Source organism: Bradyrhizobium sp. SZCCHNS3052 (assembly GCF_032484495.1).
Classification (GTDB): Bacteria; Pseudomonadota; Alphaproteobacteria; order Rhizobiales; family Xanthobacteraceae; genus Bradyrhizobium.
Window position 1 is genome coordinate 118,620 of the sequence record NZ_JAUETB010000009.1, and the last position, 18,354, is coordinate 136,973.

Genomic DNA, 18,354 nt, shown 5'->3' on the forward strand with positions numbered 1-18,354 from the left:
GAGCCGGCCGCTAGCGGATACCGATGCCCATCTCCAGCACCATCGTCTTCGATCTCGACGGCACCCTGGTCGACACGGCGCCGGATCTCATCAGCGCGCTCAATCACGTCCTGCAGCGCGAGGGTCTGCGGCCGGTGCCGCTGGCCTCGGCCCGCAAGATGATCGGCCACGGCGCCCGCAAGCTGATCGAGCGCGGTCTGGAGGCGGAGGGTCGCTTCGCCAGCACCGATGACATCGGCCGCCTCACCACCGATTTCATCGATTTCTACGCTGAGAACATCGCCATCGAATCGCGCCCCTTCGAGGGGCTGGAGGCGGCGCTCGACGAGCTTGCCGGCCGCGGCTGCCAGTTCGCGGTGTGCACCAACAAGCTGGAATGGCTGTCGAAGCGGCTGCTCGACCAGCTCGGCCTGTCCTCCCGCTTCGCCGCGATCTGCGGTGCCGACACGTTCGGGGTCGCCAAGCCGGATCCGGCGATCCTGCGCCAGACCATCGCGCAGGCCGGCGGCGAGGTCGGGGCCGCGATCATGGTCGGCGATGCCGGCACCGACGTCGGCGCCGCCCGCCGCGCCGGCGTGCCGGTGATCGGCTGCACCTTTGGCTATACCGACGTACCGATCGCGGAGCTCAATCCGGACCACCTGATCGACCACATGCGCGAGCTGCCGGCTGCCGTCGCGGCCCTCAGCCCATCGTTCAGGATCGCCTGAACGGACTTGCGATTCCACTGCCGCATCGCACCCTAACCCACTGCCCTGTCGACCTGAATCCGCACCTTGCGGTGCGTTAACGTTCTGTTGAGAATAGGGTTGACCGCAGTTGCGCCGCTGTTCTGACGCTCCTATGGTCGCCCTGGGATTGCGGCCGATGGCCGCAGGGTTGTGGGGCGGACATCATGATGCGGCGTGTCATCGCAATTGCGGTTGCGGGAGCCGGCTTGGCCGGTTGCTCGTCCTTCTCCATGGACAGCTTCAAGATGGCAGCGCCCGAGGTTCCGGTGCAGCTCGACTCCGTGCCGCCGGGCGCCGACGCCAAGACCTCGCTCGGACCGGGCTGCAAGACGCCGTGCACCGTCTCGGTGCCGGCGCCCGATGCGGGCTTCAGCGTCACCTTCACGATGGACAAGTACCAGCCCGCGACCATCCCGGTGCAGGTGATCCGCAACTCCGGCGATTTCAACACCTCGCCGCCGGTGGTGATGGACCCGAGCCCGGTCGTCGCCGAGCTGCAGCCGATGCCCGGCGCGCCGCCGAAGGCCGTCAAGCGCATGCGGCCGAAGAAGCCGAAGCCGCAGAAGTCCGCCGCTGCGCCGGACGCACCAGCGGCCACCGGGTCCGCCTTCCCCGCCCCCGCGCCGGGACGCCAATAGCGGACCGTCGTCCCGCGCGTCCCCTTGCCAAGGCGAAGCTGCATTGCAGCATCGACGGATCCACGTCGATGATTGTGGGGCGCGGCGATCATGATTAGATTGTCGTGAGACCGACATCCGGCCGCGCTTGCGCGGCCGCCGCGTGGCATCGCCGCCACCTGGGCCGCCACCAGCCAAGGCTTTCCATGACCGCAGAGACGTTGAGTGACACCGCCCTGACGCGCCCAATGACCGACCCGTTCGGTCGCCGCATCAGCTATCTGCGCGTCTCGGTGACCGACCGCTGCGACTTGCGCTGCTTCTATTGCATGTCCGAGGACATGACCTTCCTGCCGAAGGCCGACCTGTTGACGCTCGAAGAGCTCGACCGGCTGTGCTCGGCGTTCATCCACAAGGGCGTCAAAAAGCTCAGGCTCACCGGCGGGGAGCCGCTGGTCCGGCGCAACGTGATGGGCCTGGTCCGCTCGCTGTCGCGACATCTGAAGAGCGGCGCGCTCAACGAGCTGACGATGACGACCAACGCGACGCAGCTCGCCAAATATGCCGCCGAGCTCGCCGATTGCGGCGTCCGTCGCATCAACGTCTCGCTCGACACGCTCGACCCGGACAAGTTCCGCGCCATCACCCGCTGGGGCGATCTCGAGCGCGTGCTGGCCGGCATCGAGGCGGCGCGCGCCGCAGGTCTCGCCGTGAAGATCAACGCCGTCGCGCTGAAGAACATGAACGAGGACGAGATCCCCTCGCTGATCGACTGGGCGCACGGCAAGGGCATGGCGTTGACCTTGATCGAGGTGATGCCGATGGGCGAGATCGGCGAGGGCCGCATCGACCAGTATCTGCCGTTGTCGCTGCTGCGCGCGCGTCTGGCGCAGACCTACACCATGACCGACCTCGACGAGACCACCGGCGGCCCGGCCCGCTACGTCCGCGTCGCCGAGACCGGCGGCACGATCGGCTTCATCACGCCGATGACGCATAATTTCTGCGAGAGCTGCAATCGCGTCCGCGTCACCTGCACCGGCACCCTGCACACCTGCCTCGGCCACGAGGACGCCTCCGACCTGCGCAAGCCGCTGCGTGCCTCTGCCAGCGACGAGGAGCTCAGCGCCGCGATCGACCGCGCCATCGGCCTCAAGCCGAAGGGCCACGACTTCATCATCGACCGCCGCCACAACCGTCCGAGCGTCAGCCGGCACATGAGCGTGACGGGCGGGTAGTCGGAGTCCATAACCATCGGGCCCTGCGATCAATCGCAGTCGGAGCCGGGCTGTTGGCCGGCCATTCAGCCGACGATCACGCATACCGTATGAGCGGATCGGCCCGAGGCGCAGTCACGACGCGGAGACTGATCATTTATCGGCTTGCGGCACGTCCCCATGCGGCGTAGCTTTCAGCTGCAGATCGCGCATTCGAAAGCAATTTGTCGGTTCGGCCTAGCGGGAGACAGCGATGGCAGACCCAGTCGCATGGCACCTGTCCGGTGACTATTTCGAGAATTGCAGCTGCAGCCTGCTGTGTCCGTGCCTCATGTCGGCCGCCCCTCCCCTGACCGCGCAACCGACCGAGGGGTTCTGCAACGTACCGCTGCTGTTCCACATCGAAACCGGCCGCTATGGCGATGTCGCGCTCGATGGCCTCAACGCGGCGGTGATGCTCCATGCGCCCGGCGTGATGGCGGATGGAGACTGGTCGATCGCCGCCTATGTCGATCAGCGCGCCGACGATCCGCAGACGGAGGCGATGGCCGCGATCTTCACCGGGGCTGCCGGCGGCCCGATGGCTGCGTTCACGCCGCTGATCAGCACCAATCTCGGCGTGCGCAAGGTCGCCATCAACTTCCGGATCGACGGCAAGACGCGATCCGCCGACATCACCGACATTCTGCACATGTCCGTCGAGCCGCTGCCGACCATGCACCCGAGCGGAGAGATGTGGGTGAACATCGGCCATCCCGTCAGCCCGGACAGGATGGCGCTCGCCGTCGGCGCGGCGGGCAACACCTACAGCGATCACGGCATGCGTTGGGACAATTCCGGCAAGAACGGCCTGTACGCGTCGATCAGTTGGTCCAACCAGGCCTAGTTCGACGTGGCGCAAGGCCGGCAACCCGCCTTGCAGATGGCCGGCAGCACCCTGGAAGCCGTGCTGCGGCGCGATCGCTGGATCGTCGGCGGCGCGATCGCGATCATGGTCGCCCTGTCATGGGCCTATGTTCTCTGGCTTGCCAACGACATGGACATGGGCGGCATGGACATGACCGGCTTCCGCATGATCCCGGCCGGCATCGGAATCATGTTGCCGGCCGGCGAGCCGTGGCGCGCGATCGAGTTCGCCTATGTGTTCCTGATGTGGGCGGTGATGATGGTCGGGATGATGGCGCCTTCGGCGGCGCCCATGATCCTGATGTACGCCCGTGTAGGTCGGCAGGGCCGAGCGCAGGGCCAGCCGTTCGCTGCGACCGGCTGGTTTGCGGCCGGCTATCTGCTCGCCTGGAGCGGCTTTTCGCTCGTGGCGACCGGCCTGCAATGGGGTGTGGAGCGGACTGCGCTGCTGGATTCGCGGATGGCGATCGACAACCATCTGCTCGGCGCCATCGTGCTGATCGCGGCAGGCATCTATCAGTGGACGCCGCTGAAGAGCGCCTGCCTTGCCCAATGCCAGTCGCCGCTTCTGTTCCTGATGCGTCACGGCGGCTTTCGCGGCGACCTGCAGGGCTGCGTGCTGCTGGGGCTTCGACACGGCGGCTATTGCGCGGGCTGCTGCTGGGCTCTGATGGCGCTGCTGTTCGTCGGCGGGGTGATGAGCGTGATGTGGATTGCCATTCTGACCCTGCTCGTGCTGTTTGAGAAACTGACTCCGGTCGGACGATGGGTCGCGCGCGCGGCCGGCATTGCTTGCAGTGCCGCGGGCGCCTGGATGCTGGTGTCCCTACCGCAATGACGCGCAACGACGCGATGCAGGTCGTCGCGAGAGTGGCGGCTGCCCCTTGGCATGGGATGCGGGCAACATGGTAAGCAGGCTCCAGCGTGGCGACTCCGTCGCGTGGAATGCCGCAACCGAACTGACGCGAGACGCCCGTGATTCCCTGGAAGCTGATCGACACCGCAGACGTGCCCGGCGGCGGTGAGCCGCTGCGGCTGATGCAGCGCGGCAAGGAGTTCTCGATCAAGCTCGGTTCGAACGAGCTGATGAACAGCCGGCTGCACGGATCCGAGGAAGCGCTGGCAACCCTGAGCTGCGCCCGCATCAAGGCCGAGCCGGCTCCGAGGCTGCTGATCGGCGGCCTCGGCATGGGCTTCACCTTGCGGGCGGCACTGACGGTGCTGGGTCCGCAGGCCCGTGTCACCGTCGCCGAGCTGGTGCCGGCCGTGATCGCCTGGGCGCGCGGGCCGATGGCCGAATTGTCCGGCGCAAGCCTTGCCGATCCGCGCGTCGACATTCACGAGGGCGACGTCGTGAAGCTGATCGCCGCAGGGCGCGGCACCTACGATGCGATCCTGCTCGACGTCGACAACGGCCCGCAGGGACTGACGCGGCAATCCAACGACGCGCTGTATGATTCTTCGGGCCTGCGCACCGCCTTCACCGCCCTGCGCCGCGGCGGCGTGCTGGCGGTGTGGTCATCACACCCGGATGATCGCTTTGCGCCGCGTCTGCGCAAGGCCGGCTTCGCCGTCGAGGAGATCAACATCCGCGCCACCGGCCGCGGCGGCGGCGCCCGTCACGTGATCTGGATCGCGACGCGGCCGGCGTGACAGCGGCAGCGTTGTCGCGCAGAGCCACCCACGCGGAGAGCTCGCTCCTTCGCATCTCCCGCCGTTCGCATCGGAGTGGTGCCACGTCAGCCATCGTCCTATGATGCATCATGGCTGCGAAGCCGGCGGATGCCTGCATCAACGCGCGAGCGCCTCGAGGATGCGCCCTTCTCTGGCGTGTCGACGTACGCTCTGCAACGAGAGCGCGCGCCTGAATGGGAGATTGTCATGGACGACCGCGCCACGCGCGCTGCCTTGCAGCACCATTGGGATGCATCGGACGTGAATGATTTCGAAGCCGAGCACGACATCTATCGCGACGATGCCGTGCTGGATTATCCGCAATCGGGCGAACGCATCCACGGCCGGCGCAACATTCAGGAGAGCCGCTTCGTGCAGCCCAGCAGGAAGCGCTTCGCAGTGCGCCGAATCATCGGGAGCGGCGATCTGTGGGTGACCGAACTGGTCCTGACCTATGATGGCGTGCCGTCTTACGTGGTGAGCGTCATGGAATTCCGGGACGGCGGAGTAGCGCACGAGACCCAATATTTCGGCGATCGCTTCGACCCGGCGCCCTCGCGCGCGCATCTCGTCGAGCGCATCAACTCGGCCTGAAGGGCGACGAACGGCCACGGCAACCGCATTTCGGTGACGGCGGCATTTCGGTAGCAGGGCAGTGCATTTCTCGTCCTCGGGTCGCCGCGTCGCTGCAGCGGCGCCCTCCGCATCCTCCGGCCACGCCGCCGAAAGCCTCACACCATCTCAGGTTGATTTCTCTCTCCTTCAGTTTACCCTTCCGCTCCTCGGCTCTCAATGTCGAGCGGGGTCCTTTGCATGGCGAGTCCCAAGATCATCATCCTGTCCGACGGGACCGGCAACGCCGCCTCGAGCGTGTGGCGAACCAACGTCTGGCGCATGTTCCAGGCGCTCGACCTGCAGGGCAACGCCCAGGCGGCCAAGTATGACGACGGCGTCGGCACATCGTCGTTCGTTCCGCTCGCCCTGCTCGGCGGCGCGTTCGGCTTCGGCCTCAAGCGCAACATCCTGGATGCCTACAAGTTCGTCTGCCGCAACTACGACCACGCGAACGGCTCGAAGATCTATCTGTTCGGCTTCAGCCGCGGCGCGTTCACCGTGCGGGTGCTCGCCGCGCTGATGCTCGATCAGGGGCTGATCGTTGCCGACACCGAGGCTGAGCTGCACGACGGCGCCGTGAAGGCCTATCGCGCCTATCGCGCCAAGGGGTACCATTCGATCTGGCGGATCGAAGTGCCGCTCCGCTGGATTCGCGATCATGTGCTGGTGCCGGTGATCGACCGCATCATGGGCCGTAAATCTCTCGACCTCATCGAGCGAAAAAGCCTCCCGGCGATCGAGTTCATCGGGCTGTGGGACACCGTCGCAGCCTATGGGCTACCGATCGACGAGATGACGCGGGGCATCTCCAACTGGGTGTGGCCGCTCGAGCTTCCCAATCGCGTGCTCAGTCCGCGGGTGACATGCGCGCGCCACGCGCTCGCGCTCGACGACGAGAGGACGACCTTCCACCCGGTGCTCTGGACCGAGGGGGGCGAGACCAAGCCGCAGGATGCCAGGACGATCGATGACGAAAGACTGGTGCAGGTCTGGTTCGTCGGCATGCACGCCAATGTCGGCGGCGGCTATCCGGACGATTCAGTCTCCTATGTTCCCCTGACCTGGCTCGTCGGCGAGGCCGTCAAACGGGGCTTGATCTTCAAGACCGCGCCCGAGGCCGATCCGGATGCGATCAAGTCGATCGTCACGTCGCAGGACAAGGACGGACGCCTCTACAACTCGCGCTCCGGGCTCGGGTCCTATTATCGATACGGCCCGCGCAAGGTGTCGGAGCTCTGCAACGACCCGGCGGCGGGCGTCCAGGTGTCGATGCCGAAGATTCACGAAAGCGTCTTCGACCGCATCGACAGCGGCTGCAATGCCTATGCGCCCATCGGGCTGCCCGACAACTACATGATCGTCCGCTACGACGGCACGCTGACGCCGCTCGGGCCGACCACGTTCGAAACGCCGGCCGGCGCGGCCGCCCGGTTCGCGGCCCAGGAGAAGCTGTGGAATCTGGTGTGGTTCAGGCGCCTCGCCTATTTCGCAACCCTGGCGGCCTCGCTGCACCTCGCGGCCTTCTGGCTGTTCCACGACCTCGATCGCACGCACGAATACGACTCGCGCATCAGGATGGTCTCCGAAGCAGTCAGGCTGATCGAATCGTTCCTGCCGACATCGCTGCACTGGTGGACGGACTGGTACGCCGCCAACCCCGAATGGTTCGCCGGCGGGATCATCATCCTTGTCATGCTGACCGCGCTCGGGACATTCCTCAGCGACCGCATCGGCGACCGGATGCGCGTGATCTGGCGCGAACGGGCATCGCCCCCGATGCCGTCCGGCCCGCTGCATCGGGCCATCTACGCGCTCCGGACCAATCGCGCCTATCAGTTTGCCATCAGGAACGGCAAGCGGCATGTCGGCCCGTTCTTGCTCGCTATCGGCACCGTCTGGCTCGCAGCCACGCTGATCAGCCATTTCCTGTTCAACGCCGCGGATTCGATGGGCGCCTTTTGCCATGGCACCCCTGCCCGCGAGCTCGTCGCAGTCGACAAAGGCATTCCGCAGGATGCCAGGGATTTCTCGACCGATGCGGTTTGCGCTCCCACCGGGTTGAGCGTCCGTCCCGGCTTCTCCTACGAGATCGTCGTCACCATGACCGACCCGTGGGAGGATGCCGGGCGTCCGGTCACCCCCGCGGGCTATCGCACCTCGACGGTCCGGGGCTACGCCCGCTGGACGTTCCGCGCAGGCATCCTGCTGCGCCGCGTTCTCTTCCGTCCCTGGTATCGGCTGATCGCCAGGGTCGGCGAGACCGGCGTCGACGAATATTTCCTCGACCCCGTTCCCGCCCCCAACACGACACCTCAAGCCTACAAAGCGCGCTTCAAGGCCGAGCGCGGCGGTGAGCTGTTCCTCTATGTCAATGACGCGGTGATCGGGCTGCCCTGGGTGTACGATGCATTCTATCCGAACAACACCGGCAAGGCGAAGGTGACCGTCAGGCTGCTCTGAACCGCCGACGCCACCAGGCGGAGACGAGGTCATGATCGGCGGTTCGCCTGCCAACCGCGGCGCGACCGCTTGGGGCCGTGGCAAGCGCGCCACCGCGCGCGTGTGGCTGCGCCCTGACGAGATCTCGCGTCCATCGCTGCCGACACTGCACCGCGTCAATACAGGCTCCGCTTGAACCGCCGGAACTGCGACCAGCCGGCCGAGTTGCAAACACGGAGCATCGAACGACGAGGCAGAAAACTCCTCATCAATCCCGCTCCCCTTTTGGCTGTTCTTGAAAAGAGAGGCGACGATGAAAGCACCCCTTCTTCTTGCCGGCGCAGTGATCATCGGATCGGTCGCGCCAGTGCTCGCTGACGAATACTACATCGTGCAGGGACCGAGCCATCGCTGCACCATCACCACCACGCGCCCCGCCGACCGCGAGGTCGTCACGCAAATCGGACCGATGGCGTTCACCAGCCGCGTGGAAGCCGAGGACCGCATCCGCCAGACCAAGGTCTGTGAGGACGAAGGCACGGTCGGCAGCTCGACCAGCACCACCACGGTCATCAAAGAGAAGTAGTCGGCGGCGTCATTGCGATCGGCGTTTGCCGCGACACGGTCGCGCCCATGTCCGTGGGCGCGACTTTCTGTTGTCCACAGATCAGTTTTCGATCGGGGCCGCGCCGCCGATAGACGCAGTCGCGGCGGCCACAGAAAACCGGGGTTATCAGTCCCTTCCCGACACCGAACCGCGTCCACCCTGGTTGCGTTCCGCCGCAGCGTTGGGTACCCCAGCGCGGGATCGGATCAGGACATCATGGCCTCGCAATCGCTCAAGCTCGCCATCGGCAGCCTCGTGGTCGGAACGATCGTGCTCGGCCTGAAGTATCTCGCCTATTGGATCACCGGCTCGGTCGCGCTCTACTCCGATGCCGTCGAGAGCATCGTCAACGTCGTCACCGCCGTGGTCGCGCTCGTCGCGGTGCGCATCGCCGCCAAGCCCGCGGATGCCAACCATCCGTTCGGTCACCACAAGGTCGAGTATTTCAGCGCGGTGATCGAGGGCGTCATGATCGTCGTGGCGGCGCTGCTCATCATCCATGAGGCCTACGGGAATTTCTTCGATCCGCGGGCGTTTTCCGCACCCGTCGAGGGGCTCGCGGTGAATGCGCTGGCGAGCGCGATCAATGCGGTCTGGTGCTGGCTGTTGATCACGCGGGGCAAGCGGTTGCGGTCGCCGGCGCTGGTGGCAGACGGCCGGCACCTGCTGACGGACGTCGTGTCCTCGGGCGGCGTCGTGGTCGGCCTCGGCCTCGCGGTGATGTTGCAGCTGCCGATCCTCGATCCGGCACTGGCCGTGCTGGTCGCCGTGAACATCCTGTGGTCGGGATGGCAGGTGCTGAAGGAATCCACCAGCGGGCTGATGGATGAAGCGGTCCCGGACGCCACGCTGGCGCGCATTCGCCTGATCATCAGTCAGCATGCCGGCGGCGCGCTGGAGGCGCATGATGTCCGGACCCGCCATGCCGGCAAGCTGACCTTCATCGAGTTCCACCTCGTGGTGCCTGGCGAGATGTCGGTCAACCAGGCGCACGAAATCTGCGACCGGATCGAGGCAGCCTTGCGCGAGGACGACGAGCACAGCTGGATCACCATCCACGTCGAACCCGAAAACAAGGCCAAGCATTCCGGCGTGGTGGTGCTGTAAGACCGCTGCGCACCGGACGTGGTCCGTCGGCCGCACCCGAGAGTCCCCCGCCCTCACGCTCGGCCCGTTGACCTTCATTCGCCGGCCGGCGATCGCCAGGCCCCGGCGACCTGCGACAGCTGTGGCGCGGCGTCGCCACTGCTGCAACATGTTGCGGCAACGCTCATTTTTGCCCATTTTTCCGATTGACGGCAACACGAGGCGCTGAAATGGTGCCCCCGTTTTTGAGCCTGCCGGGCCGGATAGGCCGTTGCGCCATGTGCTGCGCAGCCAGAACGGGCCATGGGACGTCGCAAGACATTTGGGGGAGGATTGCGTTGCAAGCGTTGCTGAAATTGAGCCGTGGGATCGATGCGTTCACGACCTGGACCGGCAAGCGGCTGGCGTGGCTGATCCTGCTCGCCGTCATCATCTCGACGATCAACGCCATCGTCCGCAAGACGCTCGACACCTCGTCGAATTCCTGGCTTGAGCTGCAATGGGTGCTGTTCTCAGCCGTCTTCCTGCTGTGCTCCCCCTGGACCCTGCTCGACAACGAGCACATCCGCATCGACATCGTCAACGCCATGATGCCCAAATGGCTGCGTGACACCATCGACGTCGTCGGTCACGTGCTCTTCCTCATCCCGCTCTGCATCGTGATGATCATCACCAGCGTGCCCTTCTTCCTGCGCTCCATCGAGATCAACGAGCAATCGAGCAACGCCGGCGGCCTGCCGCAATGGCCGGCGAAGTCCCTCATCATGCTCGGCTTCGCCTTCCTGCTGGCGCAGGGCGTGTCCGAGCTGATCAAGCGCATCGCGGTCATGCGCGGGCTGATCCCGGATCCCCACGCTTCGAAGCCCCACGGCATCGAGGCCGAGGTCGAGCACCTCGTCGAAGCGATCGAGAAGAAGTAAGCGGCGGGCTGGGGGATCATCCAATGGAAGCGTTTCTGATCGCCAATATGGCGCCGATCATGTTCGGGTCGCTGGTCGTGATGCTGCTGCTCGGCTATCCGGCAGCGTTCTCGCTCGGCGCCGTCGGCCTGTTTTACGCCCTCGTCGGCATCGGGCTCGGCGAATTCCGGCCGGACTTCCTGCAGGCGCTACCGGAACGCGTCTACGGCGTGATGAACAACGACACGCTGCTGGCGATTCCGTTCTTCACCTTCATGGGCCTGGTGCTGGAACGATCCGGCATGGCCGAGGATCTGCTCGACACCATCGGACAGCTGTTCGGCACCATCCGCGGCGGCCTCGCTTATGCGGTCGTGTTCGTCGGCGCGCTGCTCGCGGCCACCACCGGCGTGGTCGCCGCCTCGGTGATCTCGATGGGCCTGATCTCTCTGCCGATCATGCTGCGCTACGGCTACGACCGCCGGCTTGCCTCGGGCATCATCGCCGCCTCCGGCACGCTTGCGCAGATCATCCCGCCGTCGCTGGTCCTGATCGTCATGGCCGACCAGCTCGGCAAGTCCGTCGGCGACATGTACGAAGGCGCCTTCATCCCTGGCCTCGTGCTGTCGGCGATCTATGCAGCCTATGCCTTCCTCACCAGCATGATCTTCCCGAAATCGGCCCCCGGCCTGCCGGCCGATGCGATCGGCTTTCGGGAGGACTCAGGCGACCGCGGCCTGAAATCGCTGGGCGTGCTGTTTCTGGCGAGCTGTGTGTTCGGCTGGTTCATGATGCGCGGCTCGGAATATCACGGCGCCGACTTCGTCGTGCTGAGCATGTTCTACGGCATCGTGTTCGCCTTCGCCGTCGCCGTCGTGAACTGGGTGCTGGAGCGCACCACCGGATACCGCTTCCTGTCCCGCATGGCGCAGCAGACCACCTTCGTGATGGTGCCGCCGCTGTTCCTGATCTTCCTGGTGCTCGGCACGATCTTCATCGGGCTCGCGACGCCGACGGAAGGCGGCGCGATGGGCGCCGCCGGCGCGATCATCCTTGGTGCGATCAAGCGGCGGCTCAGCTTCGACCTGGTCCGCCAGGCGGTGGAATCCACTGCCAAGCTGTCGGCCTTCGTGGTCTTCATCCTGGTCGGCGCGCGCGTGTTCTCGCTGACCTTCTACGGCGTCAACGGCCATGTCTGGGTCGAGCACCTGCTGACTTCGCTGCCCGGCGGTCAGGTCGGCTTCCTGATCTTCGTCAACGCCTTCGTGTTCGTGCTGGCGTTCTTCCTCGACTTCTTCGAGCTCGCCTTCATCATCATCCCGCTGCTCGGACCCGCGGCCGAAAAGCTCGGCATCGACCTGATCTGGTTCGGCGTCATCCTCGGCGTCAACATGCAGACCTCGTTCATGCATCCGCCGTTCGGCTTTGCCTTGTTCTATTTGCGATCAGTGGCACCGAAGGAGTCCTATCTCGACCGTGTCACCGGCAAGAGGATGGAGCCGGTGACCACGGGACAGATCTACTGGGGCGCGGTGCCGTTCGTGGTGATCCAGTTGATCATGGTGATGCTGGTGATCCTGTTCCCCTCGATGGTCATGCACTACAAGGGCTCGCTCTCCACCGTTGATCCGAACTCGATCAAGATCGAGATCCCGCAGATCGACGCGCCGCCGCTCGATTTCGGCCCGCCTCAGATCGATGTCGGACCGCCGAAGCAGTGATGGCCGCGACGCGCAATCGCTCCGCCCACGAAAAACCCCGGCGCAACGCGCCGGGGTTTTGTTTTGTCGCTGGCTCCTGACGCGATACGGCGCCGGTCTCAGCTCAGCGGATTGCGCGCCATGAAGGCGTCGTAGCCGATCTCGGCGACCTGGAACCAGGAGTAGCCATTGCCGGCGAAGGCCGACAGCGACTCATAGGTCTTCTTGAAGTCGGGGTTGGTGGCCGCGACCTCGTTGTGCAGCTCGCGGGCAGCCTTCAGGCAGGCCTGCATGATCTCCGGCGAGAACGCATGCAGCTTGGCACCGGCGGCGAGCAGCCGGCGCAGCGCCGCCGGATTGCTCTGGTCGTACTTCGCCATCATCCAGTTGTTGGCATAATGGCCGGCATGCTCGAGGATCTTCTGATAGTTCTTGGGCAGCGCATTCCAACGATCCTGGTTGACGAAGGAAAGCAGTATCGGTCCGCCCTCCCACCAGCCCGGATAGTAGTAGTGGGGCGCGACCTTGACGAAGCCGAGCTTCTCGTCGTCGTACGGTCCGACCCACTCGGCCGCATCGATCGTGCCCTTCTCCAGCGCCGGATAGATGTCGCCGCCGGCGATCTGCTGCGGCACCGCGCCGAGCTTCTGCAGCACGCGGCCGGCAAAGCCACCGACGCGGAATTTCAGCCCCTTGAGATCGTTGACGCCGGTGAGCTCCTTGCGGAACCAGCCGCCCATCTGGCAACCGGTGTTGCCGGCAAGCAGCGAGACGACATTGTACTTCGCGTAGAACTCGTTGAGGATCTCACGTCCTCCGCCGAGCATGTACCAGGCCTGGTTGATGCGCATGTTCGGCCCGAACGGGACCGACGAGCCGAAGGTGAACGTCGGGTCCTTGCCGAAATAGTAGTACGACGCAGTGTGGCCGATTTCGACGGTGCCGTTCTGCACGGCGTCGAGGACCTGCAGGCCGGGCACGATTTCGCCGGCGGCGAAGGGCTGGATCTGGAATTTGTTGTCGGTGGCCTCACCGACCACCTTGGCCATGATCTCGGCGCCGCCATACAAGGTGTCGAGCGATTTCGGCCAGCTCGTCGGCATGCGCCATTTCAGCTCCGGCATCGATTGTGCGATGGCCGGCGCTGCGATCGCGGCCGCGCCAGCGGCGCCAAGCCCGGTCACCTTGATGAAGTCTCTCCGCTTCATAGTTCTTCCCTCCCTGGGGGTCATTGTGTTCGTTTCCTGAGCAGCCTTCTTTGTGAGGCTTCAGTTCCAGTGTGGATCAAAGTGCGTCGGAGTGCCATTGCGAAACGTTGTCGCAACGCAAAAGCCCGGCCTCTCGCGAGGCCGGGCTGACGTCGATCCGCCGATCTGAAGTTTGCGATCAGCCGCGGGTACGCGAGCGGATCATGAAGCTGTCGTAGGTATACTCGGCAACCTGCCACCACAGATATTCATCCGAGCGGTAGGCCTGCATCGCGTCGATGACCTTCTTGAAGTCGGCGTTCTTGGCCGAGATCTCGCCCCACAGCTCGTTGGTCGCCTTGAGGCAGGCCTCGAGCACCTCGTTGGTGAACGGCCGCAGCTGCGTGCCGCCGGCGACCAGGCGCTTCAGCGCCGCCGGGTTCACCTGGTCGTAGCGCGCGGCCATCCAGGTGTTGGCATTGACCGTCGCGTTGGCGAGGATCGACTGATAGTGCTTCGGCAGCTCGTTCCACTTGTCGAGATTGGCGAAGGCGTGGACGGTCGGACCGCCCTCCCAGAAGCCCGGGTAGTAGTAGTACTTCGCCACCTTCTGGAAGCCGAGCTTCTCGTCGTCATACGGACCGACCCACTCGGCGGCGTCGATGGTGCCCTTCTCGAGCGACGGGTAGATGTCGCCGCCCGCGAGCTGCTGCGGCACGACGCCGAGCTTCTGCAGCACCTGGCCGGCGATGCCGCCGATGCGGAACTTCAAGCCCGAAAGGTCGGCGACGGTCTTGATCTCCTTGCGGAACCAGCCGCCCATCTGGGTGCCGGTGTTGCCGCAGGGGAAGCCGATGACATTGGCGGCCTTCTTGAAGAACTCGTTGGCGAGCTCGTTGCCGCCGCCCTGATATAGCCAGGAGTTCTGCTGCCGGGCGTTCAGGCCGAACGGCACCGAGGCGAAGATCGCGAAGGTCGGGTCCTTGCCGACGTAATAATACGACACCGTATGGGACATCTCGACGGTGTTCTTGGAGGTCGCGTCGAGCGCCTGCAGGCCCGGCACCAGCTCACCAGCCTGGAAGACCTGGATCTGGAACTTGTTGTCCGTCATCTCGGCAACCTGCTTCGCCATATATTCGGCGCCGCCATAGATCGTGTCGAGCGACTTCGGGAAGCTGGAGGTCAACCGCCATTTGATCTCGGGCATCGACTGCGCGATCGCAGGCGAGGCCACCGCTGCCGACGCGGCGGCACCGGCGGCCGAGACCTTCAGAAAATCACGACGCTTCATATTAAGGCATCTCCTTGTTGGGGGCGTTTTCCCGTTGAAAAAGCATTTATCCGCCGATGCGATTGGCCGCACACGGTCGAAGGCGATCCGGGCCGGGCTTTAGCACGGAACCGGTTAAGCGAAAACGCGACGTTGGAATGACAAACGGTCCAATAGTCGCACACGCTTCGCTGCAGTGCATCAAGCAGCGGCGATCGCATCCTTGAGCTGATCCCGCACCGACGCGGCGATGGCCCGGTAGATCGCGGCATGTGGACCCTTCGGCTCGCTCTCGACCACCGGGTTGCCGGCGTCCGACGTCGAGCGGATGTCCATGTGCAGCGGGATTTCGCCGAGGAACGGCACGCCGAGCCGCTCGGCCTCGTGGCGCGCGCCGCCATGACCGAAGATGTCGGAGCGGGTGCCGCATTGCGGGCACTGGAAGTAGCTCATGTTCTCGATGATGCCGAGCACGGGCACGTTGACCTTGCGGAACATCGCAAGCCCGCGGCGGGCGTCGATCAGCGACAGGTCCTGCGGCGTCGACACGATCACGGCGCCCTTCAGCGGCACGTTCTGCGCCAAGGTCAGCTGGGCGTCGCCGGTGCCCGGCGGCATGTCGACGACGAGCACGTCGAGCGTGCCCCACGCGACGTCGCGCAGCATCTGGTTGATCGCCGACATCACCATCGGGCCGCGCCAGATCATCGGGCTGTCCTCGTCGACGAGAAAGCCGATGGACATGATCGACAGGCCGAACCGCGACAGCGGAATCATCTTCTTGTCGTCGGTGAGCTTGGGCTTTTCCTGCAGCCCGGTCAGCCGCGGCACCGACGGGCCGTAGATGTCGGCGTCGAGCAGCCCGACCTTGAGGCCGAGATCGCGCAAGCCCAGCGCGAGATTGATCGCGGTGGTCGACTTGCCGACACCGCCCTTGCCCGAGGCCACCGCGATGACGGCCGCGATACCCGGGATCGCGGCCTGCCGGGACATCGGCGAGTCCGCCGGATGCTGGTGCTGATGCGGACGATGCGCCGCGACCGGCTGCACGCCGCCCTGTCGCGGCGGCGGGGCGGCAGCGCCCGCCTTGCGCTCCGCGGTCAGCGCGATCATCGCCATGGTCACGCCGGGTATGGCGCGCACGGCGGCTTCGGCTTTCGCGCGGGTGTCTTCCCAGGCGCGGGCCTCGCTGGCCTCGACATTGATCGAGAAGAACACCTTGCCGTCATTGGCCGTGATCGGCGACAGCACGCCGGCGTCCGGCAGCGCCACGCCACGTGGCGAGCGGACCCGCTTGAGTGCCTCGATAACCTGCTGCTGCGTCACGCTCACGGCGCGTCTCCTGAAGAAGTTCAGAACGCGCCACATCGTCGCGCCCTATCCCGTTGGCCGGACATGATCTTCCGTCGTCTGCGACGGCACCGCTCCGGCCCTGCGTTGCGCTGCTTCATAAGGCCGACCGGCTCAAAACGCCACCATGGTTCCGATGTCGGAGGCGGTCTCGACCGGCGCATCCTCGGCCCGCTCCTTCGCTGCCTCGTAATTGAGCTCGATCATCACGCCGTTGGGGTCGCGCACGAAGATCTGCCACAGCTCCCCGCCCGGCACCTGCCGCGCCTCGAACGGCATGCCCTTGGCGGCGAGCCGCGCCTTCATGCCGGCGAAGCCGCGGCTGACGAAGGCGACGTGGTGGACGACGCCGGAGTCCGGCTTCTGTGCCTCTGAGGTCGGCGAGATGTCGACGAGGTGCACCACCGGGCGCCCCTCGCTGTACATCCAGGCGCCAGGAAAGGCGAAGTTCGGCCGGGCGCCGTTCTCCAGCCCGAGCACGTCTTCATAGAAGCGGACCGTCTCGGCGAGGTTGCGGGTCCGGATGTTGAAATGATCGAGCACGCCGACGCTGACGCCCATGCGAGACACTCCCCTGGCTGGTTCGTTGGTTGACTGGATTTCGTTGCGCAATGACGGCTTTGCAAGCCGTCATGATGATGCCTCTTTAGCACGCGGCGCCGCTTTCGCATCCGTCACGAAGCCGTTGCCCCCGCCTCTCAAGCCGTTATGGTGCGGCGTCCAGCACCGCCGCGACCCGCGCCGGATGCTGATGTGTTCCTTTCAAGAACAGCCCGGCCCTCTCAAGGCTGTCGGCAGAACCCCAAGGTCAAGGTAGCTCATATGGCTAAAGTCGCTTTCATCGGTCTCGGCGTCATGGGTTTCCCCATGGCAGGACATCTCGTGAAGAAGGGCGGTCACGAGGTCACGGTCTACAACCGTACCGCGGCCAAGGCGAAGGAATGGGCCGACAAGTTCGGCGGCAAGGCAGCCCCCACGCCGAAGCAGGCCGCGGAAGGCCAGGACTTCGTGATGTGCTGCGTCGGCAACGACAACGACCTGCGCGCGGTCACGATCGGCCCGGACGGCGCATTTGCCGGCATGGCGAAGGGCGCGACCTTCGTCGACCACACCACCGCCTCGGCTGAAGTGGCACGTGAGCTCGACGCCGCAGCCACCAAGGCCGGCTTCAAATTCATCGACGCGCCAGTGTCCGGCGGCCAGGCCGGCGCCGAGAACGGCGTGCTGACGGTGATGTGCGGCGGCACCGCCGACGCCTATGCCGGCGCCGAGCCGGTGATCGCGGCCTATGCCCGGATGTGCAAGCTGCTGGGACCGGCCGGCAGCGGCCAGCTGACCAAGATGGTCAACCAGATCTGCATCGCCGGCCTCGTGCAGGGCCTGTCCGAGGGTATCCATTTCGCGAAGAAGTCCGGCCTCGACGTTCCCGCTGTCATCGAGACCATCTCCAAGGGCGCCGCCCAGTCCTGGCAGATGGAGAACCGCTACAAGACCATGAACGACGGCAAATACGACTTTGGTTTTGCGGTGGAATGGATGCGCAAGGACCTGTCGATCTGCCTCAGCGAAGCGCGCCGCAACGGCGCCCATCTGCCGGTGACCGCGCTGGTCGACCAGTTCTATTCCGAGGTCGAGAAGCTCGGCGGCAAGCGCTGGGACACGTCGAGCCTGCTGGCCCGGCTGGAGAAGTGATTCCGCCGCTCTCCGACTGATCGATCTGCCGCTGCGCGTGTGCTGCGGCGGCAGATTTCCGATCCGGGACCTTGGCAGGCCCCGGCTCATCTGCCTTCCCCCATGTATTGCCGCAGACACGCGGCGGGATACGTCCGCCGCGGACGGGCGCCATTGCGCCATCTGCGACTCGCTGATACCCCTTGCAATCGCTAATCGTTCGCATGTGTTGCCCGATCGTCGAGACACCCACTCAGAGAAAAATGGATATGTAATGTTATAACATTACATATCCGTTGGGCTGAGCTAACTCTCGTCGTGGTGATCATGAACGTTGGCTGGGGGCGCAGATGGCCGGAAAGCCGGCTGCTGCGATGGGGAG

Annotated in this window: 17 protein-coding genes; 13 read left to right on the forward strand and 4 right to left on the reverse strand. The window is 65.3% G+C overall.

Going from position 1 to position 18,354, the window contains the following annotated elements; genetic code table 11:
* Positions 1-23 precede the first annotated feature (23 nt).
* The 12 genes from QX073_RS24685 (at position 24) to QX073_RS24740 (ending at position 12,512) form a co-directional block, all read left to right on the forward strand.
* Positions 24-710 carry an HAD family hydrolase gene (locus tag QX073_RS24685; RefSeq protein WP_315827819.1) on the forward strand — a complete coding sequence of 229 codons (687 nt, stop codon included), beginning with the start codon at positions 24-26 and terminating at the stop codon, positions 708-710.
* Between the two features lie 266 nt (positions 711-976).
* On the forward strand, positions 977-1,369 hold the full coding sequence (locus tag QX073_RS24690) for a hypothetical protein (RefSeq protein WP_315717649.1): 393 nt from the start codon (positions 977-979) through the stop codon (positions 1,367-1,369).
* 185 nt (positions 1,370-1,554) lie between these two features.
* Positions 1,555-2,586 carry a GTP 3',8-cyclase MoaA gene (gene moaA, locus QX073_RS24695; RefSeq protein WP_315717648.1) on the forward strand — a complete coding sequence of 344 codons (1,032 nt, stop codon included), beginning with the start codon at positions 1,555-1,557 and terminating at the stop codon, positions 2,584-2,586.
* Positions 2,587-2,818: 232 nt separating this feature from the next.
* A complete protein-coding gene (locus QX073_RS24700; protein ID WP_316226522.1) occupies positions 2,819-3,451 on the forward strand; it encodes a DUF1326 domain-containing protein in 633 nt (210 codons plus the stop codon).
* Between the two features lie 36 nt (positions 3,452-3,487).
* Entirely contained in the window at positions 3,488-4,309 is an 822-nt protein-coding gene (locus QX073_RS24705; protein ID WP_316226523.1) for a DUF2182 domain-containing protein, read from the forward strand.
* A 137-nt stretch (positions 4,310-4,446) separates the two neighbouring features.
* Positions 4,447-5,124 carry a spermidine synthase gene (locus tag QX073_RS24710; protein WP_316226524.1) on the forward strand — a complete coding sequence of 226 codons (678 nt, stop codon included), beginning with the start codon at positions 4,447-4,449 and terminating at the stop codon, positions 5,122-5,124.
* 228 nt (positions 5,125-5,352) lie between these two features.
* Positions 5,353-5,739: a nuclear transport factor 2 family protein gene (locus QX073_RS24715; RefSeq protein ID WP_316175975.1), complete on the forward strand. Its 387-nt coding sequence runs from the start codon at positions 5,353-5,355 to the stop codon at positions 5,737-5,739.
* A 219-nt stretch (positions 5,740-5,958) separates the two neighbouring features.
* Entirely contained in the window at positions 5,959-8,220 is a 2,262-nt protein-coding gene (locus tag QX073_RS24720) for a DUF2235 domain-containing protein (protein WP_316226525.1), read from the forward strand.
* Positions 8,221-8,512: 292 nt separating this feature from the next.
* Positions 8,513-8,785 carry a hypothetical protein gene (locus QX073_RS24725; RefSeq protein ID WP_315717640.1) on the forward strand — a complete coding sequence of 91 codons (273 nt, stop codon included), beginning with the start codon at positions 8,513-8,515 and terminating at the stop codon, positions 8,783-8,785.
* A 237-nt stretch (positions 8,786-9,022) separates the two neighbouring features.
* A complete protein-coding gene (locus QX073_RS24730) occupies positions 9,023-9,913 on the forward strand; it encodes a cation diffusion facilitator family transporter (RefSeq protein ID WP_315752571.1) in 891 nt (296 codons plus the stop codon).
* 317 nt (positions 9,914-10,230) lie between these two features.
* Positions 10,231-10,812: a TRAP transporter small permease subunit gene (locus QX073_RS24735; protein ID WP_315752570.1), complete on the forward strand. Its 582-nt coding sequence runs from the start codon at positions 10,231-10,233 to the stop codon at positions 10,810-10,812.
* 23 nt (positions 10,813-10,835) lie between these two features.
* Positions 10,836-12,512 (forward strand): TRAP transporter large permease subunit, encoded by a 1,677-nt coding sequence (locus QX073_RS24740; RefSeq protein ID WP_315752569.1) that lies wholly within the window; start codon positions 10,836-10,838, stop codon positions 12,510-12,512.
* A 98-nt stretch (positions 12,513-12,610) separates the two neighbouring features.
* Here the strand turns inward: QX073_RS24740 and QX073_RS24745 are convergent, their stop codons facing one another.
* From QX073_RS24745 to QX073_RS24760, 4 genes are all read right to left on the reverse strand, one after another.
* Positions 12,611-13,699: a TRAP transporter substrate-binding protein gene (locus tag QX073_RS24745; protein WP_315752568.1), complete on the reverse strand. Its 1,089-nt coding sequence runs from the start codon at positions 13,697-13,699 to the stop codon at positions 12,611-12,613.
* A gap of 178 nt (positions 13,700-13,877) precedes the next feature.
* Positions 13,878-14,972, reverse strand: coding sequence for a TRAP transporter substrate-binding protein (locus QX073_RS24750; RefSeq protein WP_315752567.1), 1,095 nt, complete (start codon positions 14,970-14,972; stop codon positions 13,878-13,880).
* A gap of 180 nt (positions 14,973-15,152) precedes the next feature.
* The gene (locus QX073_RS24755; RefSeq protein WP_315752566.1) at positions 15,153-16,283 is read right to left on the reverse strand and encodes an Mrp/NBP35 family ATP-binding protein; all 1,131 of its coding nucleotides are present in this window, start codon (positions 16,281-16,283) and stop codon (positions 15,153-15,155) included.
* Between the two features lie 132 nt (positions 16,284-16,415).
* Positions 16,416-16,862, reverse strand: coding sequence for a VOC family protein (locus QX073_RS24760; RefSeq protein ID WP_315827817.1), 447 nt, complete (start codon positions 16,860-16,862; stop codon positions 16,416-16,418).
* Positions 16,863-17,123: 261 nt separating this feature from the next.
* Between QX073_RS24760 and QX073_RS24765 the strand changes: the two genes are divergently transcribed.
* Positions 17,124-17,993, forward strand: coding sequence for an NAD(P)-dependent oxidoreductase (locus QX073_RS24765; RefSeq protein ID WP_315717630.1), 870 nt, complete (start codon positions 17,124-17,126; stop codon positions 17,991-17,993).
* The last annotated feature ends 361 nt before the right edge of the window (positions 17,994-18,354 follow it).

Coding starts and splice junctions, on each gene's coding strand:
- QX073_RS24745 (WP_315752568.1), bottom strand. CDS start 13,699: ATGAAGCGGAGAGACTTCATCAAGGTGACCGGGCTTGGCGCCGCTGGC.
- QX073_RS24700 (WP_316226522.1), top strand. CDS start 2,819: ATGGCAGACCCAGTCGCATGGCACCTGTCCGGTGACTATTTCGAGAAT.
- QX073_RS24760 (WP_315827817.1), bottom strand. CDS start 16,862: ATGGGCGTCAGCGTCGGCGTGCTCGATCATTTCAACATCCGGACCCGC.
- QX073_RS24720 (WP_316226525.1), top strand. CDS start 5,959: ATGGCGAGTCCCAAGATCATCATCCTGTCCGACGGGACCGGCAACGCC.
- QX073_RS24685 (WP_315827819.1), top strand. CDS start 24: ATGCCCATCTCCAGCACCATCGTCTTCGATCTCGACGGCACCCTGGTC.
- QX073_RS24725 (WP_315717640.1), top strand. CDS start 8,513: ATGAAAGCACCCCTTCTTCTTGCCGGCGCAGTGATCATCGGATCGGTC.
- moaA (WP_315717648.1), top strand. CDS start 1,555: ATGACCGCAGAGACGTTGAGTGACACCGCCCTGACGCGCCCAATGACC.
- QX073_RS24730 (WP_315752571.1), top strand. CDS start 9,023: ATGGCCTCGCAATCGCTCAAGCTCGCCATCGGCAGCCTCGTGGTCGGA.
- QX073_RS24690 (WP_315717649.1), top strand. CDS start 977: ATGGCAGCGCCCGAGGTTCCGGTGCAGCTCGACTCCGTGCCGCCGGGC.
- QX073_RS24765 (WP_315717630.1), top strand. CDS start 17,124: ATGGCTAAAGTCGCTTTCATCGGTCTCGGCGTCATGGGTTTCCCCATG.
- QX073_RS24715 (WP_316175975.1), top strand. CDS start 5,353: ATGGACGACCGCGCCACGCGCGCTGCCTTGCAGCACCATTGGGATGCA.
- QX073_RS24750 (WP_315752567.1), bottom strand. CDS start 14,972: ATGAAGCGTCGTGATTTTCTGAAGGTCTCGGCCGCCGGTGCCGCCGCG.
- QX073_RS24705 (WP_316226523.1), top strand. CDS start 3,488: ATGGCCGGCAGCACCCTGGAAGCCGTGCTGCGGCGCGATCGCTGGATC.
- QX073_RS24740 (WP_315752569.1), top strand. CDS start 10,836: ATGGAAGCGTTTCTGATCGCCAATATGGCGCCGATCATGTTCGGGTCG.